The following is a 24,474-nucleotide window of genomic DNA, read 5'->3' as shown; positions in this document are numbered from 1 at the left end:
AATGGCTGTTGTAAAAAGTAAGCCAACGTCTGCAGGCCGTCGTCACGTTGTTAAAGTTACTAACAACGATTTGCACAAAGGCGCGCCATATGCTCCTTTGCTAGATAAAAAAAGCAAATCAGGTGGACGTAACAATAACGGACGCATCACTACGCGTCACGTAGGTGGTGGTCATAAGCAGCATTATCGTATGGTTGATTTTCGTCGTAATAAAGATGGGATTCCTGCGGTAGTTGAGCGTTTGGAGTATGATCCAAACCGTTCTGCAAATATTGCATTAATTATGTATGCTGATGGTGAGCGTCGTTACATTATCGCTTCCAAAGGTATGGCAGCTGGCAATGTTGTCTTTAGTGGTGCAGATGCGCCTATCAAAGCGGGTAATACTTTGCCTCTGCAAAATATTCCGGTTGGTAGTACTGTACACTGTATTGAGCTTAAGCCTGGTAAAGGTGCACAAGTTGCACGTTCTGCTGGTGCATCAGCTCAGTTAGTAGCTCGTGAAGGTCGTTATGTGACACTTCGTCTACGTTCAGGTGAAATGCGTAAAGTATTGACTGAATGTCGTGCTACTTTGGGTGAAGTATCAAACTCTGAGCATAGCTTGAAGGTGCTTGGTAAAGCTGGTGCTACGCGTTGGCGTGGTGTTCGTCCTACCGTTCGCGGTGCGGCGATGAACCCAGTTGATCACCCACACGGTGGTGGTGAAGGTCGTAGCAAAGGTGGTCGTCACCCAGTTACGCCATGGGGTGTGCCTACTAAAGGTTACAAAACGCGCAGTAACAAGCGTACTGATAAACTTATTGTACGTCGCCGTACTAAGTAATAAGAGGAAACGACTGTGCCACGTTCACTAAAAAAAGGTCCTTTTATCGACCTTCATTTGTTGAAAAAGGTAGAGGCTGCGGTAGAGAAAAACGAACGCCGTCCAATTAAAACTTGGTCGCGCCGTTCTACTATCTTCCCTGATTTTGTAGGGTTGACTATCGCTGTCCATAATGGTCGCCAGCATGTTCCAGTTCTTGTAACTGAAGACATGGTCGGTCATAAATTGGGTGAGTTCGCTCCGACCCGTACATATCGTGGTCATGCTGCGGACAAGAAAGCCAAACGGTAATAAGGGGTATTAACATGAGTGAAGTAAGCGCTTCATTGAAGGGTGCTCGCCTCTCAGCGCAGAAGGCCCGTTTGGTTGTAGATCAAATCCGCGGCAAATCTGTTAGCGAAGCACTGAACATTTTAACGTTCAGTCCTAAAAAGGCGGCAGTAATTGTCAAGAAAGTACTGGAGTCTGCGATAGCTAACGCTGAGCATAACGAAGGTGCTGATGTAGATGACTTGCGTGTTTCTACGGCATACGTTGATGAGGCTATGACTCTAAAGCGTATCATGCCACGTGCCAAAGGCCGTGCTGACCGTATTCTAAAACGCGGTTGTCATATCACAGTTAAAGTCGCTGACTAATTAGGAGAAACCCAATGGGTCAGAAGGTTCATCCAACTGGTATACGCCTAGGGATAGTTAAAGATCATACTTCTACTTGGTATGCGAACAATCAAAACTACTCTAAGCTATTGTTAAACGATCTTCAGGTTCGTGCGTTCTTGGAGAAAAAATTGGTTCAGGCATCTGTTTCTCGTATTGAGATTCAGCGTCCTGCTCAAACTGCTCGCATTACAATTCACACTGCCCGTCCAGGCATTGTGATCGGTAAGAAAGGCGAAGATGTTGAGAAACTACGTAATGCCGTTTCTGAAATGATGGGCGTTCCAGTTCACATCAACATCGAAGAAATTCGTAAGCCTGAAATGGATGCGAAATTGGTTGCGCAAAATATTGCGAGCCAACTTGAGCGTCGTGTTATGTTCCGTCGTGCTATGAAGCGTGCGGTACAAAATGCCATGCGTGCAGGCGCGAAAGGTATCAAGGTTCAGGTTAGTGGTCGTTTAGGCGGTGCTGAAATTGCACGTGCTGAGTGGTACCGTGAAGGTCGTGTACCTCTACACACTCTACGCGCTGACATTGACTACTCTACTTATGAAGCATCCACAACTTACGGCATCATTGGTGTTAAAGTTTGGGTCTTCAAAGGCGAGATCTTGGGCGGTATTGAACAAGTGCGTGCTGATAAAGGCGCACAAAAGAAGAAGTCTAAGTAGGGGGTAAGTCATGTTACAACCGAAACGTACTAAGTTCCGCAAGATGCAGAAAGGCCGTAACCGCGGTCTAGCACTTCGCGGGAACCAAGTCAGCTTTGGTGAATTCGGATTGAAGTCCACAGAACGTGGTCGTCTTACTGCTCGTCAAATTGAAGCGGCGCGTCGTGCAATGACTCGTCACATCAAGCGTGGTGGTAAAATTTGGATTCGTGTGTTCCCTGATAAGCCGATTACTCAGAAGCCTCTAGAAGTGCGTCAGGGTAAAGGTAAGGGTAGCGTAGAATACTGGGTTGCTCAGATTCAACCTGGAAAAATGCTTTATGAAGTTGAGGGCGTTTCAGAACAGCTAGCTCGCGAGGCGTTCGCGTTGGCTGCTGCTAAGCTTCCTCTGTCCACAACTTTCGTAACGCGTACGGTGATGTAGATGAAAGCAAAAGAACTGCAAGAAAAGTCTGTAGCTGAGCTACAAGCGACCCTAGTCGAATTACTTCGCGAGCAATTTACTTTGCGTATGCAGAAGGCGACAGGTCAATTAGCGCAAACTCATTTGCTCTCGCAGGTTCGCCGCAATATCGCACGTGTTAAAACCGTGCTAAATGATAAGGCAGGTAACTAAGATGGCAGAAACAAAAGCGCGTATGGCTACTGGTAAAGTAGTAAGCGATAAGATGGATAAAACCATTACAGTGCTAGTTGAGCGTACAGAGAAACACCCTTTATACGGTAAGTTTGTACGTCGTTCGACTAAACTACACGCTCATGATGAAAACAACGAATGCCAGATCGGTGATACCGTTAAGGTCGTGGAAACTCGTCCTTACTCTAAGTCTAAGACTTGGAATCTCGTTCAAGTTGTTGAGAAAGCAGCAGCTGTATAAGCTGCTCCTTCCTTCGTGAGACTTGTTATCTAATTTGATTGGAGAGCAGTAATGATTCAAACAGAATCGATGCTTGATGTTGCAGATAACAGCGGCGCAAAGCGTGTTCAGTGTATTAAAGTACTGGGTGGCTCACATCGTCGTTATGCTGCTATCGGTGACATTATTAAAGTCACAGTGAAAGAAGCGATCCCTCGTGGTCGTGTTAAAAAAGGGCAGGTTCTAAACGCTGTTGTCGTTAGAACTAAGAAAGGTGTTCGTCGTTCCGATGGTTCAGTAATCCGTTTTGATGTAAACTCAGCGGTTCTATTGAATGCTTCAGGACAGCCTATTGGTACTCGTATCTTTGGCCCTGTAACACGTGAATTGCGAAATGAGCAGTTCATGAAAATTGTTTCTCTTGCACCTGAAGTGCTGTAAGAGGGAGAGGGGACATTATGCGCAAAATCAAACGTGACGACGAAGTTATCGTAATTGCCGGTAAAGACAAAGGCAAACGTGGTAAAGTTGTTAAGGTAGTAGACGAAAACCGAGTTCTAGTTTCTGGCATTAATACTGTTAAGAAACACGAGAAGCCAAACCCTATGAAGGGTTCAACTGGTGGCATCGTTGAACAAGAAGCACCTATCCAGGTTTCTAATGTAGCCATTTTTAACAATGCTACGGGTAAAGCGGATCGCGTCGGCTTTAAATTGAATGAAGACGGTACAAAAGTACGTATCTTCAAATCAAATAGTGAAGCGATCGACGCCTAAGAGCGAGAATTATAGCCATGGCGAGACTTAAGCAAGTTTATAAAGATACAGTTGTAGCAGCTCTTACTGAAGAGTTTAGCTACAAGAACGTGATGGAAGTGCCTAAAATCACTAAAATCACATTAAATATGGGTGTTGGTGAAGCTATCGCAGACAAGAAACTTCTTGAGCATGCGGTAAATGATCTAGAAGCACTTAGCGGCCAAAAAGTTGTAGTAACTAAGGCGCGTAAATCAGTAGCAGGCTTTAAAATCCGTGACGGTTACCCGATCGGTTGTAAAGTGACTCTACGTGGTGAGCGTATGTGGGATTTCTTTGACCGTTTGGTTGATGTTGCAATTCCACGTATCCGTGACTTCCGTGGACTTAATCCTAAGTCTTTCGACGGTCGTGGTAACTACAGTATGGGTGTTAAAGAGCAGATCATCTTCCCTGAGATCGATTACGATAAAGTAGATCGTGTACGTGGTATGGATATTACCATCACAACGACTGCTCGTACCGATGAAGAAGGTCGTGCTTTGTTAGCCGCCTTTAGTTTCCCTTTCAAGAAATAAGAGGTAGGAATCATGGCTAAAATTTCAATGATTCAGCGCGAAGCAAAACGTACCAAATTAGTAGCTAAGTTCGCTGAGAAGCGTGCGGCTCTAAAGGCGATCATTAGTGACGTTAATGCATCGGACGATGAAAAGTGGGAAGCAACGCTTAAATTGCAAGCACTTCCACGCGATTCATCTTCTTCTCGCCAGCGTAATCGTTGCCAAGTAACAGGTCGTCCGCACGGTGTATACCGTCGCTTCGGTCTGTCTCGTATCAAGTTGCGTGAAGCAGCGATGCGTGGTGATGTGCCAGGCTTGAAGAAAGCTAGTTGGTAAGCAAGTAGAGCGCTATCATAATACATTGCAGTGAGTGGATTGTCTAAATACTGGACATTCTGCTCGCTGCTGTGTACTATGCGCGAGCTCTATTTGCTGCACAATGGTTTTTAAATTAGGAGCTCTTAAATGAGTATGCAAGATACCCTTGCGGATATGTTTACGCGTATTCGTAATGCACAGATGGCTTCAAAGACTTCTGTGAGCATGCCTTCATCAAAAATGAAGTCATCAATTGCTGCTGTACTACGCGAAGAAGGTTACGTTGGTGACTTTTCCGTAGATGAAGCAGTGAAGCCGACACTTACAATCGAGTTGAAATACTACGAAGGTAAGCCGGTTATTGAACAAATTAAACGCGCATCTCGCCCAAGTTTGCGTCAATACAAAGGCACAGCTGCTCTACCTAAAGTGGAAGCTGGTCTTGGTGTTGCAATCATTTCTACCTCTAAAGGTGTAATGACAGACCGTGCAGCTCGCGCTGCTGGTATTGGTGGCGAAGTAATCTGCACTGTATTCTAGGAGTTAGTATGTCTCGAGTTGCTAATAGTCCCGTGACGCTTCCTAGTGGTGTAGATTTAACTCTTAATGGCCAAAATGTTGTTGTTAAAGGCGGCAAAGGTTCATTAGAGTTTAATGTTCACACAAGCGTTGTTGTGTCTAAAGAAGATAATGTAATCACTTTCGCTGCGCGCGATGGTGCAAAACAAAGCCGTGCCTTAGCTGGTACTACTCGTGCTTTGGTTAACAACATGGTTGTTGGTGTTAGTCAAGGTTTTGAGAAGCGATTGCTTCTTCAAGGTGTTGGTTATCGTGCTGCGCTTAAAGGCAACGTACTGAACCTATCTCTGGGTTTTTCTCATCCAGTAGATTACGAACTACCTGAAGGCATCACAGCTGAATGTGCTTCTCAAACAGAAGTCGTGATCAGAGGTGTTGATAAACAAGCCGTTGGTCAAGTCGCTGCAGAAGTTCGCGGTTTCCGTCCACCAGAGCCTTATAAAGGTAAAGGTGTTCGCTATTCTGATGAAGTCATTCGTCGTAAAGAAGCTAAGAAGAAGTAGGTAAGCATTCATGAACACTAAAAAACAATCTCGAATTCGTCGCGCACGTCGTGCTCGCTTGCATATTCGTGAATTAGGTGCGAATCGTCTTACTGTACATCGCACACCACGCCATATGTATGCTCAAGTGATTTCTCCTTGTGGTAGTAAAGTACTTGCTAGTGCTTCTACTCTTGAAGAAGCTCTACGTGCTACAGCGACTGGTAACAAAGCGGCAGCTAAAGAAGTTGGTACTTTGATTGCTACTCGTGCTAAAGAAGCAGGTGTCACTTCGGTCGCTTTTGATCGTTCTGGCTTCAAATATCATGGTCGCGTTCAAGTACTTGCTGACGCGGCGCGTGAAGCCGGTCTAGAGTTTTAAGGGGTAGCAAATGGCAGTTAATGATCAACAAACTAGCGACCTCCAAGAGAAGCTAGTTCAAGTAAACCGCGTTGCTAAAGTTGTAAAGGGTGGTCGTATCTTCTCTTTCACAGCTTTGACAGTCGTTGGTGATGGAAATGGTAAAGTAGGCTTTGGTCGTGGTAAAGCACGTGAAGTGCCTCAGGCCATCCAAAAAGCAATGGAACAAGCTCGCCGTAACATGGTGTCCGTACAGCTTGATGGCGATACGCTTCAGTATCCTGTTAAAGCAAACCACGGTGCATCTAAAGTTTACATGCAGCCTGCCTCTCAAGGTACTGGTATCATCGCCGGTGGTGCAATGCGTGCGGTTCTTGAAATCGCTGGTGTTCACAACGTATTGGCGAAATGTTACGGATCTACAAACCCAGTAAACGTAGTTCGCGCTACGATTAAAGGTTTGCAGGACATGAAAGCACCTGAACAAATCGCAGCGAAACGCGGTAAGTCAGTCGATCAAATTTTGGGGTAATGTGTTATGGCGAATAATACCATCACAGTTCAACTAACCCGCAGCCCGATCGGTCGTCTTCCAAAGCACCGTGAAACTGTTAAAGGCTTGGGTTTACGTAAAGTTGGTCAAACTCGTCAGTTGGAAGATACTCCTTCTGTTCGTGGTATGGTCAATAAAGTTTATTATATGGTTAAAGTGATAGGAGAATAACATGTTCTTAAATACACTTCGTCCTGGCGAAGGTAGCAAACATGCTCCTAAACGTGTTGGTCGCGGCATTGGTAGCGGCTTGGGCAAAACCGGCGGACGTGGCCATAAAGGTCTTAAGTCTCGCTCTGGTGGCTCAGTGAAACCTGGTTTTGAAGGTGGTCAAATGCCTTTGCAGAAACGTCTGCCAAAATTCGGTTTTACTTCACGTCAGGCAAAGTATGTTGCTGAAGTTCGTCTTAACGAGCTTGCTGCTGTAAATGCTGAAGTTGTAGATTTGGCTGCTCTTAAAGGCGCCGACATTCTTGGTCATCAAATTAAGACAGCTCGTGTGATTTTGTCTGGTTCAATCGACAAAGCCGTCACGGTTCGTGGTCTTAAAGTGACTAAAGGTGCTCGTGCCGCTATTGAAGCAGCTGGCGGAAAAGTCGAGGAATAAATGGCAAAGCGTGGCTCACTACCCGCTGGTATGCAGAACGGTTTAAGCGAGCTTTGGTCTCGCATCCGTTTTGTGTTTCTGGCAATTATTGTATACCGAATCGGTGCGCATATCCCTGTTCCGGGTATTAACCCTGACAGGCTTTCTGCGTTGTTTGATCAAAATGAAGGCACAATTCTGAGTTTATTCAACGTATTCTCAGGGGGCGCGCTCGAACGCATGAGTATTTTTGCGCTTGGGATTTTACCCTACATTTCTGCCTCTATTATTATGCAGTTATTGACCGTTGTGAGTCCGCAGCTAGAGCAGCTTAAAAAAGAAGGTGAGGCGGGTCGTCGTAAGATTACTCAATATACTCGCTACGGTACGGTGTTACTTGCTCTTGTTCAGTCTGCCAGTATGGCAGTAGGCTTGGCGAGTCAAGGTATATCATTCAGCAGCGGTTTAGAGTTTTATGCTGTTGCTGTGGTTACCTTGGTAGCTGGTACGGTCTTTTTAATGTGGTTGGGTGAGCAGGTAACTGAGAAAGGTATTGGTAATGGTATTTCCATTCTTATCTTTGCGGGCATCGTAGCTGGCCTGCCTTCTGCTTTAGGTCGTTCGTTTGAATCGGCTCGTCAAGGTGATATCAATATCCTAGCTTTGCTGCTTATTGGTGTTTTGGCTATAGCGACTATTGCATTCGTTGTTTTCATCGAACGTGGTCAACGTCGTATTACAGTCAATTATGCTAAACGCCAGCAAGGTAAAAAAGTATTTGCCGCGCAAAAGAGTCATTTGCCACTTAAAGTAAACATGGCGGGTGTTATTCCTCCTATTTTTGCTTCAAGTATCCTTTTGTTCCCTGCTTCGATCGGACAGTGGTTTGGTCAAGGTGAGGGTATGGAATGGCTGCAAAATATCTCTTTAGCTCTCGCTCCAGGGCAACCGCTCTATGTGCTGTTATTTGCGATAGCAATTGTTTTCTTTTGCTTTTTCTACACAGCGCTAGTGTTCAACCCTAAAGATGTGGCAGATAATTTGAAAAAATCCGGTGCGTTTTTGCCGGGTATTCGCCCAGGCGATCATACCGCTCGATATATTGATGGTGTAATGACTCGTTTGACATTGTTTGGTGCTTTGTACATCACTCTTGTGTCTTTGATGCCTCAGTTCTTTGTTGTTGCGTGGAATGTTCCATTCTACTTTGGCGGTACATCTATGTTAATCGTAGTTGTTGTTGTCATGGACTTTATGTCGCAAGTACAAAGTCATTTGATGAGCCAGCAATATGAGTCGTTAATGAAGAAATCTAATCTGACTGGTTATGGTCCAAATGGCCTAATGCGCTAAGGCGCTATGCATAGGTTGGAGTTGAACATGAAAGTACGTGCATCTGTAAAGAAAATCTGTCGTAACTGCAAAATCGTTCGTCGTAACGGTTCAGTTCGAGTGATTTGCATTGAGCCTCGTCACAAACAGCGTCAAGGTTAATAGCGAGCTCGCTCGATGATAGGAAAGGGTGGTTGATTTATTGCCTAAAGATAGGCATAATCTGCCGCCCTCATGATAGTAAAAGATGAATTAATATTTAATCATCAATAACAACGGAGTAAAGTGAATGGCTCGTATAGCCGGTGTCAATATTCCTGACAATAAACATGCGGTCATTTCTCTGACTTACATCTTCGGAATCGGTCGCACTCGTTCACGCGCTATTTGCGCTGCTACAGGTGTTGCAGAAACTGCGAAAATAGGTTCATTAAGCGATGTAGTGCTTGATGAGCTTCGTGGCGAAGTTGCTAAGTATACTGTAGAGGGTGACTTACGTCGTGAAGTCAGTATGTCTATCAAACGCTTGATGGACTTAGGTTGTAATCGCGGGATTCGTCATCGCCGCAGCCTACCAGTTCGTGGTCAACGTACCAAAACGAACGCCCGTACACGAAAAGGCCCTCGTAAGCCTATTCGTAAGTAATTTGAACGCGTTTCGCTTTAGCCACTAAGTTTGCTAAAGCTGAGCATTAAATAGGAAAGTGCAATATGGCTAAGCCAGCTACGCGCAACACTAAGAAGAAAGTCAAAAAGACGGTCGTCGATGGTGTTGCTCATGTACATGCTTCATTTAATAACACGATCGTGACCATCACCGACCGTCAAGGCAATGCGTTGTCTTGGGCTACTGCCGGTGGTTCTGGTTTTCGTGGATCTCGTAAAAGTACGCCTTTCGCAGCTCAAGTAGCAGCGGAGCGTGCCGGTACTGTCGCACAAGAATTTGGCCTTAAAAACGTTGATGTAATGATTAAGGGCCCTGGTCCTGGTCGTGAGTCTGCAGTTCGCGCATTGAACTCTTTAGGTTTACGTATTAACAACATCACAGATGTGACGCCAATCCCGCACAATGGTTGCCGTCCACCTAAGAAACGTCGCGTTTAATTGAGGAGACAGATACATGGCTCGTTATATAGGTCCAACTTGTAAGTTGTCTCGTCGTGAAGGTACCGACTTGCAATTGAAGAGCGGTTCACGCGCTCTTGAGTCGAAATGTAAAGCAGAGACAGTACCAGGTGTGCATGGCGCACGTCGCGGTCGTCTTTCTGATTACGGCTTACAGTTACGTGAAAAACAAAAAGTACGTCGTATGTACGGTGTACTTGAGAAACAATTCCGCAACTACTACAAATCTGCTGCTCGTATCAAAGGTGCAACTGGTGAGAACCTTCTGCAACTTTTGGAATCGCGTTTAGATAACGTTGTATATCGCGCAGGTTTTGGTTCTACACGTGCGGAAGCTCGTCAGCTAGTAGGCCACAAAGGCATTCTAGTTAATGGCGCAACGGTTAACATTCCGTCTTACCAAGTGAAAGCTGGTGACGTTGTGTCAATTCGTGAAAAAGCTAAGAAGCAATTGCGTGTACAAAGCGCACTAGAGCTATCTAAAAGTCGTGCACCGATCCATTGGATCGAAGTTGATGCAACTAAACTGGAAGCGACTTACAAAGCCGTACCAGAACGTGCCGATTTGTCAGCTGAAATTAATGAGAACCTAATTGTCGAACTTTACTCTAAGTAAGTCGGTAGCTAGGATTAAGAAATAGGTGGATCTATGCAGCGTTCAGTGAGCGAATTGTTAACCCCACGCAACATTGAAGTGCAGGAATTAGGCAATACTCGCGCTAAAGTTACACTGCAACCACTTGAACGTGGTTTCGGTCATACTCTAGGTAATGCGTTGCGCCGTATTCTTTTATCTTCAATGCCAGGTTGTGCGATTGTTGAAGTCGAAATCGACGGTGTATTACACGAATACAGCGCAATCGAAGGGGTTAAGGAAGATGTAATTGAAATTCTTCTTAACCTGAAAGGAGTTGCGATCGCTCTACACGGGCAAGATGAAGCAACTCTTACTTTAAGTAAAAAAGGTCCTGGTATCGTAACTGCTGGAGATATTCAGTTAGTTGCCGATGCAGAGATCGCTAACCCTGATCATGTGATTGCGCACTTAGATGATACTGCAGAGTTAACTATGCAGATCAAAGTCGCTCGTGGTCGTGGTTATGAGCCTGCTGATGCTCGTGTTGCTGGCGACGATGAGACTCGTCCAATTGGTCGCTTGCAGCTGGATGCCTCATTCAGCCCTGTTCGCCGTGTTGCTTACAGTGTCGATAATGCTCGTGTAGAGCAACGTACTGATTTAGATAAGTTGGTTTTAGACATCGAGTCTAATGGTACAATTGACCCTGAAGAAGCTATTCGTCGTGCAGCGACTATTCTACAACAACAAATTGCTGTGTTCGTCGCCCTTGAAAGCGAGAGCGAAGCACCTGTTGTAGAAGAAGAGGATGAGATTGATCCAATTTTGCTACGCCCGGTTGATGATCTTGAATTGACCGTTCGCAGTGCTAACTGTTTAAAAGCAGAGAACATTTATTACATCGGTGATTTGATTCAACGCACTGAGGTTGAGCTTCTTAAGACGCCAAACCTTGGTAAGAAGTCGTTAACTGAAATCAAAGATGTTTTAGCACAGCGTGGTTTGTCTTTGGGAATGCGTTTAGAGAATTGGCCACCGGCTAGTTTGAAAGACGATAGCAAAGTTCTAGCTCGCTAGGTCATTGTTCCCTGGCCACCGTAGTTTGGTAAGGAATATAAAATGCGTCATCGTAAGAGTGGACGTCACTTAAACCGTACTAGCTCACATCGTAAAGCTATGTTTAAAAACATGGCAGCGTCTTTGTTTGAGCATGAAGTCATTAAGACTACATTGCCTAAAGCAAAAGAATTACGTCGTGTTGCTGAGCCTTTGATCACATTGGCGAAAGTTGATTCCGTAGCGAATCGTCGTCTTGCCTTTGCTCGTACTCGTAGCAAAGATGCAGTAGGTAAATTGTTCGCAGAACTTGGTCCTCGTTACCAAGCTCGTCCTGGCGGTTATGTTCGCATTTTGAAATGTGGCTTCCGTTCTGGTGACAATGCACCTATGGCTTATGTTGAACTGGTCGATCGTCCAGTTGCTGACGAAGCCGCTGAGTAACATCAGTTTGTAATAAAAAAGCCGAGCTATATGCTCGGCTTTTTTTGGTCTCAACAAAATTTATGGTCTAAAAAGAATTTGTAAGCCATGCTTTGAGCTGACTTAGAGACTTATTTGTCAATGTCAGCTCAAAGCCACTCACTACTCTTATGAGTTGAGCATTGTTTTTAAGAAGCGACCGGTATGCGACTGGTCTATTGTAGTGATGTGTTCGGGAGTCCCTTCACCAATGATATAGCCACCCCCACTACCACCTTCTGGTCCTAAATCCACTATCCAATCCGCTGTTTTTATGACATCAAGGTTATGTTCTATTACCACAACTGTGTTTCCGTGATCTCTTAACCTATGCAATACTTTTAGTAGCTGCTCTATGTCTGCAAAGTGCAGTCCGGTTGTGGGTTCATCGAGAATATAAAGCGTGGTTCCTGTGTCACGTTTGGATAATTCTTTAGCAAGTTTCACTCGTTGTGCTTCACCGCCGGATAACGTTGTTGCCGCTTGCCCTAAGCGTATATAGCCTAAGCCAACATCGATTAGTGTCTGCAGCTTTCTTGCTATAGATGGAACAGGATCAAAGAACTCGCGCGCGTCTTCAATGGTCATTTCCAGGCACTGATGTATATTTTTACCCTTATATAAAACCTCTAATGTTTCGCGATTATAACGTTTTCCCTTACAGGTATCGCACGGGACATATACGTCAGGTAAAAAGTGCATTTCTACTTTGATAACACCATCACCTTGACAGGCTTCACAGCGTCCGCCTTTCACGTTAAAGCTAAATCGTCCTGGTTTATAGCCACGGGAGCGAGACTCTTGTGTGGCAGCAAACAACTCACGCATTGGCGTGAAGATTCCGGTGTAAGTCGCTGGGTTCGATCTTGGTGTGCGTCCGATAGGGCTTTGGTCGATGTCGACACATTTGTCGAACAGCGCTAACCCCTCTATTTTCTCGTGTGGTGCTGCTTTGAGTGTCGTCGCTCCGTTCAGCGCTGTGGCCGCTAAAGGGTATAGGGTGCCATTGATTAAGGTAGATTTCCCTGATCCCGATACACCTGTTACGCACGTCATGACACCTACGGGTATTTTGAGGTCGACATTGTTTAGATTATTACCGGTTGCACCCAGCAAGTTTAAATATTGTTGATCTTTCGCTGGATGTCGAATGGAAGGCACTTCAATACTGCGTTTACCGGTTAGGTATTGTCCCGTTACCGACTCAGGGCATTTCATGATGTCTTTTGGTGTACCGCTGGCGATAACCTGCCCACCATGTATGCCTGCTCCTGGACCAATATCAACGACAAAATCTGCAACACGAATAGCGTCTTCATCGTGTTCTACAACGATAACGGTGTTTCCTAGATCTCTTAGGCGCGTTAGTGTTGCGATAAGACGTTCGTTGTCCCGTTGATGTAGGCCGATTGAGGGTTCATCTAAAATGTACATGACACCAACAAGTCCAGCTCCAATTTGACTGGCAAGCCGAATACGTTGTGCTTCACCACCAGACAGTGAATCTGCTTTACGGTCTAATGTTAAATAGTCTAAGCCTACATTGACTAAGAAAGTGAGACGGTCACGTATTTCTTTTAATATTTTAGAGGCAATTTCGCCTCGAGCACCAGGGAGTTCTAAGGTCTCAAAGTAGCGAAGACACTCAGCAATCGGGTAGGTGACAACCTCAGGTAAGGTTTGTTCTTGAATAAAGACGTTTCTTGCTGCTCGATTAAGGCGTGAACCGTGACAGTCTGGACAAGGTTGTACGCTAATGTACTGAGACAAATCATCTCTAACGCTGTCAGACTCTGTTTCATGATAACGGCGCTGCAAATTTGGTATCACCCCTTCAAAAGGGTGCGAGCGTGTCATCTTATCGCCGCGCTCATTGATATAAACAAAATCAATTGCGTCTTTGCCAGAGCCATTTAAGATGCGCTTTTTGAACTCGCTAGGTATGTCTTTATACTTCGCTTCAATATCAAAGCCGTAATGCTTTGCTAGTGCGTTTAGCTGCTGATAATAAAAAATGCTGCGACGCCCCCAACCACGAATAGCACCTTCGGCCAGAGTCAATGTTTCATCTTGAATGATTCTGTCTGGATCGAACATTTGATGAGTGCCTAAACCATCACAGGTTTGGCATGCACCATTCGGGTTATTGAAGGAGAATAAACGTGGTTCTAATTCGGTCAAGCTATAACCACAAACGGGGCAGGCAAATTTGCTTGAGAAAATGTATTCTTCTTGGTCATCATCCATGTTGATGACTTTAGCGATACCGTCAGACAACCCTAGGCAGGTTTCAAACGACTCAGCTAATCTAAGTTGCAAATCTGAGCGTACTTTAAAACGATCGATAACAACTTCAATCGTGTGCTTTTTGTTTTTTTCTAGCGCTGGTGCGTCATCGAGATCAACAACGATTCCGTCTATCCTTGCTCTTATAAAGCCTTTCGATAGCAGGTCACTAATAACATGAAGTTGCTCACCTTTTCTGTCCTTGACAATGGGGGCAAGCAGCATCATTTTGGTCTCTTCAGGGAGCGATATCACTTTATCGACCATCTGTGATATGGTCTGCGCTTCCAAAGGCTCGCCATGATCAGGGCAACGAGGTTGGCCTGCTCGCGCAAATAAGAGGCGAAGATAATCGTAAATTTCGGTGATGGTACCCACCGTCGACCTTGGGTTATGAGAGGTCGATTTTTGCTCGATAGAGATGGCAGGGGAGAGCCCTTCTATGTGGTCAATGTCAGGCTTTTCCATCATAGAAAGGAACTGTCTAGCATAGGTTGACAGCGATTCTACATAGCGGCGTTGGCCTTCTGCGTAGAGCGTGTCAAAAGCCAAAGAAGATTTACCTGAGCCAGACAGCCCTGTGATAACGACCAGTTTGTCTCTTGGGATGTCTAGGTCCACATTCTTTAAATTATGAGTGCGGGCCCCACGTATTGTAATGGTATCCATGAGTCTCCAATGTGAAGTCGATCAACAGACATGAATCTGTTAGTAAATGAAATAACTGTCTATTTTTACAGTACTTGAAATGGAGCTTCAACGGTATTTTTTGTAAAATGACGATCTTTCTCTTCAAACCTTTAAGCTAAGTGGTTGTGACCTCTTTATGGATCTTTTAGAACGGCGTTCAGTGCTTGCTTTGGCCTTGGTCTACTTATTTAGAATGCTGGGTCTGTTCCTTATTATGCCGGTTATCAGTGTTGCGGCAGATGGTTTAACCGGTGCTGATGCGGCGCTCATTGGTACAGCGATAGGGGTTTATGGCCTGACTCAGGCAAGTTTGCAAATTCCTATGGGCATGTGGTCAGACAAGATTGGTCGAAAGCGAGTGATTGTGATCGGTTTGTTATTGTTCGCGGTCGGCAGTTTAATTTGTGCAAATGCGAATGATATTAACACCTTAATTGTTGGACGTGCGGTGCAAGGTGCTGGTGCTATCGCGAGCACCTTGATGGCCTTATTGAGTGACGTGACCCGGGAGCAAAACCGAGGTAAAGCGATGGCCATGGTCGGTGTGAGCATTGGCGCTTCTTTTATGTTGTCTCTCGTGCTGGGTCCGTGGTTATTTGCACTGGTTGGTTTGTCTGGCTTGTTTTATTTGTCTTTTATTTTGTCTTTATTGGGCATTGCTCTCATTGTATTTGCTGTGCCAAACATTGTTCAACATGCGTTTCGTCGAGACACAACACCCAGTTGGCAAGCCCTTGGGGCAGTATTGAAAGACGGCCGGTTAAGGTTTCTTAACGTCAGTGTTTTGTTTTTACATGCGAGTTTGACCGCCTTGTTTGTGGCCGTGCCTAATCTACTTATTCAAACCTATGACTTATCATTGGATGAGCACAGCTGGTTGTACCTTGTCATCATGGGTTTTGCTTTTGTAGGTATGCTACCATTAGTCATCATTGCGGAATCAAAAGGCAAGATGCAGGGTGTGCTGACGGGCGTGCTTTTATTATTGGCACTGAGCTCTATTTTTCTTCAAATGGCACCGTATCTTTGGGTCTTTGGGTTGTTACTATGGGTTTATTTTGTCGGTTTTAATGCCTTAGAGGCTCTATTGCCTTCGATGGTAAGTAAATTGGCGCCTGTCGGTTACCGTGGGACCGCAATGGGCGTGTTTTCGACCCATCAGTTTATGGGGTCGTTTATCGGTGGTGTTGGTGGCGGCTGGTTGCTCCAGTATGCGCCAAATGGTGGTGTCTTTTGGGTTGTGGGCGTTATTTTTCTGGTGTGGACATTCGTGTGTTTTTTACAACCGGCGCCGCCTCAGCTAAGCAGTATTGCGTTCAGTACGCCTAATATGACAGAAGAAACATTATCCAAGTTGTCGGATCAGCTTGAAAAAGTCCAAGGAGTGGAAGGTATGCAAATATTCCAAGATGAGCAAACTGCTTATCTTAAGGTAGATAAAAAGACATTAGATAAAGACGCTTTACTGCGCATTGCTCCGCAGATTCGTCTTTAAAACGTATTATTTGATTTTTAGTTGGAGAACAACGTCATGGCACGTGGAATTAACAAGGTCATTTTAATTGGAAACGCGGGTAATGATGCTGAAGTTCGCTTCATGCCATCAGGTGCTGCGGTTGCCAATGTTAGCTTAGCGACATCGGAAAGCTGGCGCGACAAGCAAAGTGGACAAATGCAAGAACGAACAGAATGGCATCGTGTTGCGTTTATGGACCGTGGAAACTATCGCTTGGGTCAAATCGCAGGTGATTTCATCAAAAAAGGGTCAAAAGTCTACGTTGAAGGCTCATTACGTACCCGTGAGTGGGAAAAAGACGGGATTAAACGTTATACAACGGAGATCATCGCTAATGAGATGCAACTCTTAGACGGGCGTGGTGATAACGCTGGCGGTCAACAAGGTGGTTATGACGCAGGCGCGCAAGGCGGCTATGGCAATCAGCAACCTCAACAAGGCGGTTACGGTCAGCAGCCACAGCAGGGCTTTAATCAACCGCAGGGCGGATATGCTCAACAGCCAGCACCGCAACAATCTGCTCCTCAGCAAGCACCTGCTCAGCCACAATCTTTTGGTAGTTGGGGCAGTGCGCCACAGCAAGCGCCAGCGCAACCTGCACCACAACAAGCCGCTCCGCAGCCTCAACAACGACCGCCTGAAGCTAAGCCACAACCAGCGCCAAATTTTGACGATTTCGATGATGACATTCCTTTTTGAGGAATGCATAGGCAGTCACTGTTAGTGTTGACGAAAAAGCTCCTTTTATGGGGTCACTTCATTTAAGGGGCTTTTTTATTTTGCATTTCTTTTTTTATACTTAGGGCACGTAAACGGCAAGCGCTAGCTAAGCTGGAAAAAAAGCAAGATGAGTTTTGGTCACAGGTTACACCAGAGGATCGGGTATTTCGTGATAAAGTGAAATCCCTTAAGGTGATTGAATCGTATCCTGTAGAAGCGATTTTAAACGCGTCGCGTGATTTGCATGCGGATCTCATTGTGATGGGGACTCATGAAAAAGGCTTTGTTGAAACGTTTCTAGGCAGTGTGGCAAAAAATGTCCTGTCAAGATCTCGAGTGCCCGTTTTGGTTGTGCCATTGATCGATAAAAAACGTTAACCTATGCTTTTTATCACAGCGCTCTTGATAAATCGTTTCAGTATTAAGAGCATCTTGATGGTTTAACGCGAACATCAATGAGTGAATATTTAATGATGTACAGCAGAAAGCCCCTATTTTGGGGCTTTAGTTGTTTTATAGGTGACAGGTTATGAGAGGAAAAGAAGATTCAGTGGGTGACGATGATGTATCTTTGTTTGCTCAGGAGGTAGCCGATATTAAGCCTCTCAAGAAAAGTGAAATCTACTTGAGAAAAAAAGGACCACAAGTGGATTTTCATGAACGGCAAAGTGCTGCCATCATGGTGACTGAGGCTGATCGAAACCATTTGACCCACGATTTCGTCGAAAAGGTTGATCCTAATGATATGTTGGAATTTAAACGCGCTGGTGTTCAGGATGGTGTGTTTAAGCGTTTACGGCAAGGCAAGTATGGCATTGAGGCACGCTTAGACCTACATCGCCATACGGTCGCGCAAGCTCGTGAGCAAGTGTATCAGTTTGCTGATGACTGTATGCGAAATGATATTCGCGTTGCTATTTTAGTGCACGGTAAGGGGGAAAGAACGCCTGACCCAGATAATCGTGCCATGTTAAAAAGCTATGTTAATAAATGGTTGAGAGACCTTGATCAGGTCATGGCGTTTCACACGGCGCAACGTTATCACGGCGGCTTAGGTGCTGTGTATATTTTATTCAAAAAGACAGAGAAGGCGCGTCTAGATGATTGGGAAAAACATCAGAAACGTTAAGCGTAGAAACGTGTAGTCTTTAGGTAAACGCGTTAGTTCGTGCAGTAAAAGCGATATTTTTGCTATAATCCCGCCACTTTGCTGACTTGAGATTACTCAAGCTGCCCCAAAATATTGTAATCAACGAATTCTAATTTATCGAGGTTGAGAATGGCAAATAGCCCTGCGCACCATCCTGCGTTTACGTTTCTTCGCAGTGAATTTATCGACGCTTTAAATGTCACCGTTCAAGAGTTTGAACACAAGGTAACGGGTGCCAAGCATTTCCATATTGCATCCGACAATGATGAAAACGTGTTTCTTGTTGGTTTGAAAACCGTTCCCACTGACTCTTGCGGTGTTGCACACATTCTAGAGCACACCGTATTGTGTGGGTCTGAGCGCTTTCCTGTGCGTGATCCCTTCTTTATGATGATTCGGCGTTCATTGAATACCTTTATGAATGCGTTTACATCGTCTGATTGGACGGCTTACCCATTTGCCAGCAAAAACAAAAAAGATTTCAACAATCTTCTAGGTGTGTATCTTGATGCGGTGTTTTTCTCGCGCCTAGACGAATTAGATTTTTCTCAGGAAGGCCATCGATTGGAATTTGCTGAGCCAGACAATGCGGAATCAGACCTCACTTTCAAAGGCGTTGTATTCAACGAAATGAAGGGCGCAATGAGCTCGACAACGTCTGTCTTGTGGCAAACCCTGACCAAGTATTTATTCCCAAATAACACTTATCATTTTAACTCTGGTGGCGAGCCAAGTGATATTCCTGACTTGTCTTACCAGGATTTATTGGCGTTTTATCGTACGCATTATCACCCTTCCAACGCGGTATTTATGACGTTTGGCGACATTCCTGCTGAAAGCTTACAGGCAGAATTTGAAACAAAAGTCTTGAGTCGTTTTGAGCGATTAGAAGAACAAGTCAGCGTTCCTAAAGCGAAGCGTTATTTTTCGCCTGTTCGTGTTGAAGAAGGGTATGCAGCGGAAGAAGTAAAAGAAGACGGTAGTCACGTTGTGGTTGGTTGGTTGTTAGGCGAAAGCACCGATTTGACCGAACAATTTGAAGCACAGCTGTTGTCGAGTGTATTACTGGACAACAGTGCATCGCCTTTATTGCGCGTACTTGAAAACAGTGATTTGGGACGTGCACCTTCACCATTATGTGGCCTTGAAGACAGTAATAAAGAAATGAGTTTCATGTGTGGTCTAGAAGGCGTGAAACGTGAAAACACGGCAAACGTTGAAGCCTTAGTTTTATCCACTCTTGAAGACATTGCATCGAAAGGCGTGCCTCAAGATATGGTAGACGCCATGTTGCATCAGTTGGAGTTAAGCCAACGCGAAATAGGCGGCGGCAGTTATCCGTACGGTTTGCAGCTTATTTTGGCAGGGTTGTCCACAGCGGTACATTCTGGTGACGTGATTGCACAGCTTGATCTTGATCCTGTTATTGATGCGATGCGCGAAAAAGTACAAGACAAGGACTATATTCCAAACCTGATTCAGCACTTGTTATTGTCTAATGCGCACCGTGTAACCATTACGCTGAGCCCTGATGACGCACTCGAAACACGACGTAACCAAGCAGAAAAAGATCGATTAAGCCAGATAAAAGCCGCTTTATCTGCTGAAGAAAAGCAGCAAATCATCGATCGCAGTGCGGCGCTAAAAGTGCGTCAATCACAGGTTGATGATATGAGTATCTTACCAAAAGTTGGCTTAGAGGATGTGCCGGCACGTCTGCCTGAATACGACTGTGAGAAAGTGGCAGGTGATTTACCTGTTACCTTTTATCCACAGGGTACCAATGGTTTGGTGTATCAACAATTAGTGGTGGATTTGCCAGCGTTAGACGAAGAAGAGTTGGAATACTTGCCATTGTTTTCCTCTATGATGACCGAGTTGGGCATTGGTGAAGACGATTACTTAGCCGTGCAAGAAAGACAGGCTCAGGTGTGTGGTGGATTAGGTGCTTCTAATTCCATTCGTGCGACGATTGAGAACCGACAAGCGTTAAACGGTTACTTTATTCTGTCCTCAAAAGCGTTAGTGTCAAACGTAAAAGCGATGAGCGAACTGCTCAAAGACACCATGTTAAATGTACGTTTTGATGAAGTAAGCCGAGTGAAAGAACTGGTTGCTCAGCGACGCGCGCGTCGTGAGCAGTCCATCACAGGCCAAGGTCATGTTTTAGCGATGACAGCAGCATCCAGCAGGTTATCTGGTCTGGCGGCACAGCAAGAGAAATGGGGTGGTATGTCCGGCATTCGTTCAGCGATTGCATTGGATGATGCGATGAAAGCCGATGATCAAGCCGTTGATCGCGTACTTGCAATATTTAAGCGCTTGCATGGCAAATTATTGCACGCTTCTAAGCAGGTGTTATTAGTGGCAGAGCCACAACATGAATCCAGTATTATCGAAGAGACACAAAGTGCTTTTGCGGACATCCCTGCTGGAACGGCTCAGTCCGATTTTGCGATTCCCTCTGTTGACGAGCGAATTAACGTAGCTTGGTTGACATCGACACAAGTTAATTTCTGCAGTAAAGCTTATCGTACAGCCTTTGGTGAGCACCCTGATGTGGCCGCATTGACGGTATTGGGTGGCTTTTTACGCAACGGCTTCTTGCACCGAGCCATTCGTGAGCAAGGTGGTGCGTATGGTGGCGGTGCTACCTTTGACGGTAGCTCAGGATCGTTCCGTTTTTATTCTTACCGCGACCCTCGTTTAACAGAGACCTTGTCAGATTTTGACGCATCGATCGAGTGGCTATTAACAGAGTCACACAGTGAAGATGCATTAGAAGAAGCGATTCTGGGTGTGATTGGTTCAATGGACAAACCAAGCTCACCGGCAGGAGAGGCGCAGAGCGACTTCTATGTGCAACTGCATGGTCGTAGTTTGGCTTATCGTGAGGCGTTTCGTGCCAAAATTTTGGCTGTCACACTTGAGCAGCTTAAGCAGGTCGCTAAGACGTATTTAACCAAGGAAAATGAAAACACAGCGGTGGTGACGTCAACGTCTAAACGCGCTGAACTAGAAAGCATAGGGTTTGATATTCAGACCTTGTAAGACCTTTTTACAATAAAGAAAACGCAACAGTTTTTACTGACGGAAAATTAAATGGATCAGTTTCATGATATACGCCCCTACAACGACGATGAGGTCGCCGAGGTGCTTTATAATTTGGTAGAAATGCCAGATTTCATTAATACGATTATTGGTTTTCGTTTTGCAAAATGGCCTAAATTCCTCCAAGCGCCTTTGGCGTTTGGAGTGAAATTGGCGTTAAAGCGACAGATTGCCAAGATTAAAAATGTACACGACTTTCAAATGATCGTTGCCAACTACATGGAACGTATGATCAAAACCACGACGACAAACGTGGAATATCGAGGCATTGAAAAACTCGATAAAAATACAGGTTATTTGTTTCTGTCTAACCACAGAGACATTGCCATGGACCCTGCGTTTGTGAACTACGGTCTTTATCTTTCAGGGTTAAATACAGTACGCATTGCGATTGGTGATAATTTGTTACGCCGACCGTTTGTATCTGATTTGATGCGTTTGAATAAGAGCTTTATTGTAAAGCGCTCAGCTAATGGTATTCGTGAGATGATGGCCGCGTTTGGTCAATTGTCAGCGTATATTTCGCATTCGCTAATTAAGGATCAAGCCAATATTTGGATTGCTCAAAAAGAAGGGCGTGCAAAAGACGGTTTGGACCAGACAGATCCTGCGATTATCAAAATGTTCTATATTAGCCAAAAGAAAGAGAAAATCCCTTTTTCTCAAGCCATGGCAAATCTAAAAATCGTTCCTGTTTCCATTTCCTATGAATACGATCCTTGTGCCTTTGACAAAGCACGTGAGCTGCATCAAAAGTCAACGACAGGTAATTATGAGAAAGCCGAATTCGAAGACATTGATAGCATCAAAAACGGCATTGTTGGTCAGAAAGGTAAGGTCGTTGTCACGTTTGGAGACGTGATGAAAGAGGACTTTGAGACGCCAGAAGCGTTTGTGGCTGAGGTTGATCGTCAAATTATTTCACATTATGCCATTCATTCGAGTAATAAAGCGGCCTTGGCTATTCAGCAAGGACTGCCGTCGCCCGATCGTGTTTTTTCGAGCTATCTTGACCGTTGTCCCCAAGATATACGAGAAACCGTCTTGTCTATGTACGCGAATCCACTTAAGCAACAGCAAGCTTACTTGGCAAAATAATAGGGCGAATAAGCTCAAGAATCATTCGATAATAAAATGGGAGTAAGGGAATAATGAGCGTATTAAGGTCGTGGCTTGGCTCAACCATATTTGCCATTTACTATATGATGTCCACCATTCTTTTTGGCGTACTCGCTCCTTTCGCTACGTTGTTGCTACCAAAAAATGCTCGGCAACCTGTGCTCAATCTGCACAATAAAGGGTTGTTGTTCGTTTTTCGTGTGGTGTGTGGCGTAAAGGTTGAGATCATTGGGCAAGAGCACATCAACAAGAATCGTCCTGTTGTATTGGTAGCGAATCATCAAAGTGAATGGGAGACTTATGTGTTGCAGGTACTTATGGCGCCTGTCTCGACAGTACTAAAAAAAGAGCTTTTATCTGTGCCTTTTTTTGGTTGGGGGTTGCGTATGGTTCAGCCTATTGCCATTGACCGATCACAGCGTACTAATGCGTTGAAGCAGATCATGAGTCAAGGTAAAGAGCGTTTAGAGGATGGTCGTTCTGTACTGATCTTTCCCGAAGGGACACGTATTGCGCCTAATGAAGAGCAACCGTTTAACAAAGGTGCAGCGATGTTAGCGACGTCAGCAGGCGTACCTATCTTACCGGTGGTTCATAACGCGGGTTATACCTGGCCTGGTAAACGCTGGCGTAAGTTTCCAGGGTCCATTCGTGTGGTTATTGGGCCTATTATTGAGTCAGAAGGTAAGAAGACCTCTGCCTTGCATGATGAAATGGACACCTGGATGCGAGCAGAAATGGCAAAATTGCCAAAGGGCAATGACACGTTAGAGTAAAAAATCGATGCAGCGATTTTTCTATGCGCTCTAAAAGTAAACGACACGAAAAAGAGACATAAAAAAACACCAGCTTAAGGCTGGTGTTTTTTTTGGATCCGTTACGGCTTAGCTTATGCTGAGTATTTTTTGAATACCAAGCTAGCGTTTGTACCGCCAAAGCCAAAGCTGTTCGACATGATCAGGTTAAGATCAGCATCGTCTTTACGTGTTGTAACAACAGGAATATCACCCGCTGCAGGATCAAGCTCATCAATATTCGCTGATGCTGCGATGAATTTATTTTCCATCATTAGCAAACAGTAGACCGCTTCATGAACGCCTGCTGCGCCCAAAGAGTGACCGGATAAAGATTTGGTAGAGCTGATCAATGGAATATTTTTACCGAAGGTTGTGTTAACCGCCTCAAGCTCTTTCATATCACCAGCAGGCGTACTTGTGCCATGGGTGTTGATATAATCGATGTCGCCATCAATGGTGCTCATAGCCATTTGCATACAACGTACTGCGCCTTCACCGGAAGGAGCAACCATGTCATAGCCGTCAGATGTTGCGCCGTAACCTACTAATTCAGCGTAGATTTTTGCACCACGTGCTTTAGCGTGTTCAAGCTCTTCAATAACCAGCATACCGCCACCGCCAGCAATAACAAAACCGTCACGGTTAGCATCGTAAGCACGAGACGCTTTCTCTGGTGTCTCGTTGTATTTAGAAGACAGCGCGCCCATTGCGTCAAACATGCAGGTTTGCGTCCAGCTTTCTTCCTCACCGCCGCCGGCAAAGACAATATCTTGTTTGCCAAGCTGGATCAGCTCCATTGCGTTACCAATACAGTGAGCACTGGTAGAACAAGCCGAGGTAATAGAGTAGTTAACACCCTTAATTTTGAACGGTGTCGCCAAACACGCAGATACCGTGCTTCCCATTGTTTGAGTGACACGGTATGGCCCAACACGCTTCACGCCTTTGGCACGAAGTGTGTCTGCAGAATCGACTAAGTTCTTCGCAGATGCGCCGCCAGAACCTGCTACTAAGCCGGTACGGACATTTGATACTTGCTCTTCGGTTAAGCCAGCATCGGTAATAGCCTGTTGCATAGAAACATAAGCATACGTTGCAGCGTCACCCATGAAACGGCGAACCTTACGGTCGATGCCTTCTGCATCAAGGTCAATACGACCACATACTTGGCTGCGAAAGCCATGTTCTTTGTAATCTTCAGCAAAACGAATACCAGATTGGCCTTCGCGCAAGGAGTTTAGAACGCTTTCTTTGTCATTGCCTAGGCAGCTAACAATACCAAGACCTGTTACTACTACACGACGCATAAATGTGCCTCTTTCA

Annotated in this window: 33 protein-coding genes; 31 read left to right on the top strand and 2 right to left on the bottom strand. The window is 45.1% G+C overall.

The genetic code is table 11. The features are described 5' to 3' along the window. Position 1 precedes the first annotated feature (1 nt). From rplB to rplQ, 24 genes are all read left to right on the top strand, one after another. Positions 2-826, top strand: a complete 825-nt coding sequence (gene rplB, locus LG368_RS09280; protein ID WP_226754452.1) for a 50S ribosomal protein L2 — start codon at positions 2-4, stop codon at positions 824-826. Between the two features lie 15 nt (positions 827-841). Continuing rightward, entirely contained in the window at positions 842-1,117 is a 276-nt protein-coding gene (gene rpsS / locus LG368_RS09275) for a 30S ribosomal protein S19 (protein ID WP_115898955.1), read from the top strand. Between the two features lie 14 nt (positions 1,118-1,131). Beyond that, complete coding sequence (gene rplV, locus LG368_RS09270; protein WP_110577367.1) at positions 1,132-1,464, top strand: 50S ribosomal protein L22; 333 nt, start codon at positions 1,132-1,134, stop codon at positions 1,462-1,464. A 14-nt stretch (positions 1,465-1,478) separates the two neighbouring features. Next, a complete protein-coding gene (gene rpsC / locus LG368_RS09265; RefSeq protein ID WP_226754451.1) occupies positions 1,479-2,159 on the top strand; it encodes a 30S ribosomal protein S3 in 681 nt (226 codons plus the stop codon). Positions 2,160-2,169: 10 nt separating this feature from the next. After that, positions 2,170-2,583, top strand: coding sequence for a 50S ribosomal protein L16 (rplP, locus tag LG368_RS09260; protein ID WP_110577369.1), 414 nt, complete (start codon positions 2,170-2,172; stop codon positions 2,581-2,583). Beyond that, positions 2,584-2,775, top strand: coding sequence for a 50S ribosomal protein L29 (rpmC, locus tag LG368_RS09255; protein ID WP_113918287.1), 192 nt, complete (start codon positions 2,584-2,586; stop codon positions 2,773-2,775). A gap of 1 nt (position 2,776) precedes the next feature. Beyond that, a complete protein-coding gene (gene rpsQ / locus LG368_RS09250) occupies positions 2,777-3,037 on the top strand; it encodes a 30S ribosomal protein S17 (protein WP_226754450.1) in 261 nt (86 codons plus the stop codon). Between the two features lie 51 nt (positions 3,038-3,088). Then, positions 3,089-3,457: a 50S ribosomal protein L14 gene (rplN, locus tag LG368_RS09245; protein ID WP_226754449.1), complete on the top strand. Its 369-nt coding sequence runs from the start codon at positions 3,089-3,091 to the stop codon at positions 3,455-3,457. Between the two features lie 17 nt (positions 3,458-3,474). Next, positions 3,475-3,792 carry a 50S ribosomal protein L24 gene (gene rplX / locus LG368_RS09240; RefSeq protein ID WP_211536687.1) on the top strand — a complete coding sequence of 106 codons (318 nt, stop codon included), beginning with the start codon at positions 3,475-3,477 and terminating at the stop codon, positions 3,790-3,792. A gap of 17 nt (positions 3,793-3,809) precedes the next feature. Further along, on the top strand, positions 3,810-4,349 hold the full coding sequence (rplE, locus tag LG368_RS09235) for a 50S ribosomal protein L5 (protein ID WP_226754448.1): 540 nt from the start codon (positions 3,810-3,812) through the stop codon (positions 4,347-4,349). 12 nt (positions 4,350-4,361) lie between these two features. After that, on the top strand, positions 4,362-4,667 hold the full coding sequence (rpsN, locus tag LG368_RS09230) for a 30S ribosomal protein S14 (RefSeq protein WP_226754447.1): 306 nt from the start codon (positions 4,362-4,364) through the stop codon (positions 4,665-4,667). 129 nt (positions 4,668-4,796) lie between these two features. Beyond that, complete coding sequence (gene rpsH / locus LG368_RS09225; protein ID WP_226754446.1) at positions 4,797-5,189, top strand: 30S ribosomal protein S8; 393 nt, start codon at positions 4,797-4,799, stop codon at positions 5,187-5,189. 8 nt (positions 5,190-5,197) lie between these two features. Next, positions 5,198-5,731, top strand: a complete 534-nt coding sequence (gene rplF, locus LG368_RS09220; RefSeq protein WP_226754445.1) for a 50S ribosomal protein L6 — start codon at positions 5,198-5,200, stop codon at positions 5,729-5,731. A 10-nt stretch (positions 5,732-5,741) separates the two neighbouring features. Next, positions 5,742-6,092 (top strand): 50S ribosomal protein L18, encoded by a 351-nt coding sequence (rplR, locus tag LG368_RS09215; RefSeq protein WP_226754444.1) that lies wholly within the window; start codon positions 5,742-5,744, stop codon positions 6,090-6,092. A 10-nt stretch (positions 6,093-6,102) separates the two neighbouring features. Beyond that, positions 6,103-6,603, top strand: coding sequence for a 30S ribosomal protein S5 (gene rpsE, locus LG368_RS09210; protein ID WP_226754443.1), 501 nt, complete (start codon positions 6,103-6,105; stop codon positions 6,601-6,603). A gap of 6 nt (positions 6,604-6,609) precedes the next feature. Next, positions 6,610-6,795, top strand: a complete 186-nt coding sequence (gene rpmD / locus LG368_RS09205; protein WP_226754442.1) for a 50S ribosomal protein L30 — start codon at positions 6,610-6,612, stop codon at positions 6,793-6,795. A 1-nt stretch (position 6,796) separates the two neighbouring features. Next, the gene (rplO, locus tag LG368_RS09200) at positions 6,797-7,231 is read left to right on the top strand and encodes a 50S ribosomal protein L15 (protein ID WP_226754441.1); all 435 of its coding nucleotides are present in this window, start codon (positions 6,797-6,799) and stop codon (positions 7,229-7,231) included. After that, positions 7,232-8,563, top strand: a complete 1,332-nt coding sequence (secY, locus tag LG368_RS09195; RefSeq protein WP_226754440.1) for a preprotein translocase subunit SecY — start codon at positions 7,232-7,234, stop codon at positions 8,561-8,563. Positions 8,564-8,590: 27 nt separating this feature from the next. After that, on the top strand, positions 8,591-8,704 hold the full coding sequence (gene rpmJ / locus LG368_RS09190) for a 50S ribosomal protein L36 (protein ID WP_110577380.1): 114 nt from the start codon (positions 8,591-8,593) through the stop codon (positions 8,702-8,704). A gap of 127 nt (positions 8,705-8,831) precedes the next feature. Then, the gene (gene rpsM / locus LG368_RS09185) at positions 8,832-9,188 is read left to right on the top strand and encodes a 30S ribosomal protein S13 (RefSeq protein WP_226754439.1); all 357 of its coding nucleotides are present in this window, start codon (positions 8,832-8,834) and stop codon (positions 9,186-9,188) included. Positions 9,189-9,253: 65 nt separating this feature from the next. Beyond that, on the top strand, positions 9,254-9,646 hold the full coding sequence (gene rpsK, locus LG368_RS09180) for a 30S ribosomal protein S11 (protein WP_148834676.1): 393 nt from the start codon (positions 9,254-9,256) through the stop codon (positions 9,644-9,646). Between the two features lie 16 nt (positions 9,647-9,662). Then, positions 9,663-10,283, top strand: coding sequence for a 30S ribosomal protein S4 (rpsD, locus tag LG368_RS09175; protein ID WP_226754438.1), 621 nt, complete (start codon positions 9,663-9,665; stop codon positions 10,281-10,283). Between the two features lie 33 nt (positions 10,284-10,316). Next, positions 10,317-11,321 carry a DNA-directed RNA polymerase subunit alpha gene (locus LG368_RS09170; RefSeq protein WP_114412694.1) on the top strand — a complete coding sequence of 335 codons (1,005 nt, stop codon included), beginning with the start codon at positions 10,317-10,319 and terminating at the stop codon, positions 11,319-11,321. A 42-nt stretch (positions 11,322-11,363) separates the two neighbouring features. Then, positions 11,364-11,744, top strand: coding sequence for a 50S ribosomal protein L17 (rplQ, locus tag LG368_RS09165; RefSeq protein WP_226754437.1), 381 nt, complete (start codon positions 11,364-11,366; stop codon positions 11,742-11,744). A gap of 147 nt (positions 11,745-11,891) precedes the next feature. On the opposite strand, the gene uvrA is transcribed toward rplQ, so the two are convergent. Beyond that, positions 11,892-14,717: an excinuclease ABC subunit UvrA gene (gene uvrA / locus LG368_RS09160; RefSeq protein WP_226754436.1), complete on the bottom strand. Its 2,826-nt coding sequence runs from the start codon at positions 14,715-14,717 to the stop codon at positions 11,892-11,894. A gap of 157 nt (positions 14,718-14,874) precedes the next feature. On the opposite strand from uvrA, the gene LG368_RS09155 reads away from it, so the two are divergent. The 7 genes from LG368_RS09155 to LG368_RS09125 all read left to right on the top strand — a co-directional run bounded on the left by LG368_RS09155 (position 14,875) and on the right by LG368_RS09125 (position 23,130). Next, positions 14,875-16,233 carry an MFS transporter gene (locus LG368_RS09155; protein WP_226754435.1) on the top strand — a complete coding sequence of 453 codons (1,359 nt, stop codon included), beginning with the start codon at positions 14,875-14,877 and terminating at the stop codon, positions 16,231-16,233. Positions 16,234-16,269: 36 nt separating this feature from the next. After that, complete coding sequence (gene ssb / locus LG368_RS09150; protein WP_226754434.1) at positions 16,270-16,953, top strand: single-stranded DNA-binding protein; 684 nt, start codon at positions 16,270-16,272, stop codon at positions 16,951-16,953. 84 nt (positions 16,954-17,037) lie between these two features. After that, a complete protein-coding gene (locus LG368_RS09145; RefSeq protein WP_338086315.1) occupies positions 17,038-17,352 on the top strand; it encodes a universal stress protein in 315 nt (104 codons plus the stop codon). A 151-nt stretch (positions 17,353-17,503) separates the two neighbouring features. After that, positions 17,504-18,103: a DNA endonuclease SmrA gene (gene smrA, locus LG368_RS09140; protein ID WP_226754433.1), complete on the top strand. Its 600-nt coding sequence runs from the start codon at positions 17,504-17,506 to the stop codon at positions 18,101-18,103. A gap of 150 nt (positions 18,104-18,253) precedes the next feature. Next, positions 18,254-21,175, top strand: a complete 2,922-nt coding sequence (locus LG368_RS09135; RefSeq protein ID WP_226754432.1) for an insulinase family protein — start codon at positions 18,254-18,256, stop codon at positions 21,173-21,175. Positions 21,176-21,226: 51 nt separating this feature from the next. Then, positions 21,227-22,333 (top strand): 1-acyl-sn-glycerol-3-phosphate acyltransferase, encoded by a 1,107-nt coding sequence (locus tag LG368_RS09130; protein WP_226754431.1) that lies wholly within the window; start codon positions 21,227-21,229, stop codon positions 22,331-22,333. Between the two features lie 53 nt (positions 22,334-22,386). Further along, positions 22,387-23,130: a lysophospholipid acyltransferase family protein gene (locus tag LG368_RS09125; protein ID WP_226754430.1), complete on the top strand. Its 744-nt coding sequence runs from the start codon at positions 22,387-22,389 to the stop codon at positions 23,128-23,130. 113 nt (positions 23,131-23,243) lie between these two features. On the opposite strand, the gene fabB is transcribed toward LG368_RS09125, so the two are convergent. Further along, a complete protein-coding gene (gene fabB / locus LG368_RS09120; RefSeq protein WP_226754429.1) occupies positions 23,244-24,458 on the bottom strand; it encodes a beta-ketoacyl-ACP synthase I in 1,215 nt (404 codons plus the stop codon). Between the last annotated feature and the right edge of the window lie 16 nt (positions 24,459-24,474).

Source organism: Marinomonas algarum (genome assembly GCF_020532605.1).
Taxonomy (GTDB): Bacteria; Pseudomonadota; Gammaproteobacteria; order Pseudomonadales; family Marinomonadaceae; genus Marinomonas; species Marinomonas algarum.
The sequence above is the reverse complement of the archived record's forward strand: the minus strand, read 5'-3'. Positions and strand labels throughout refer to the sequence as shown.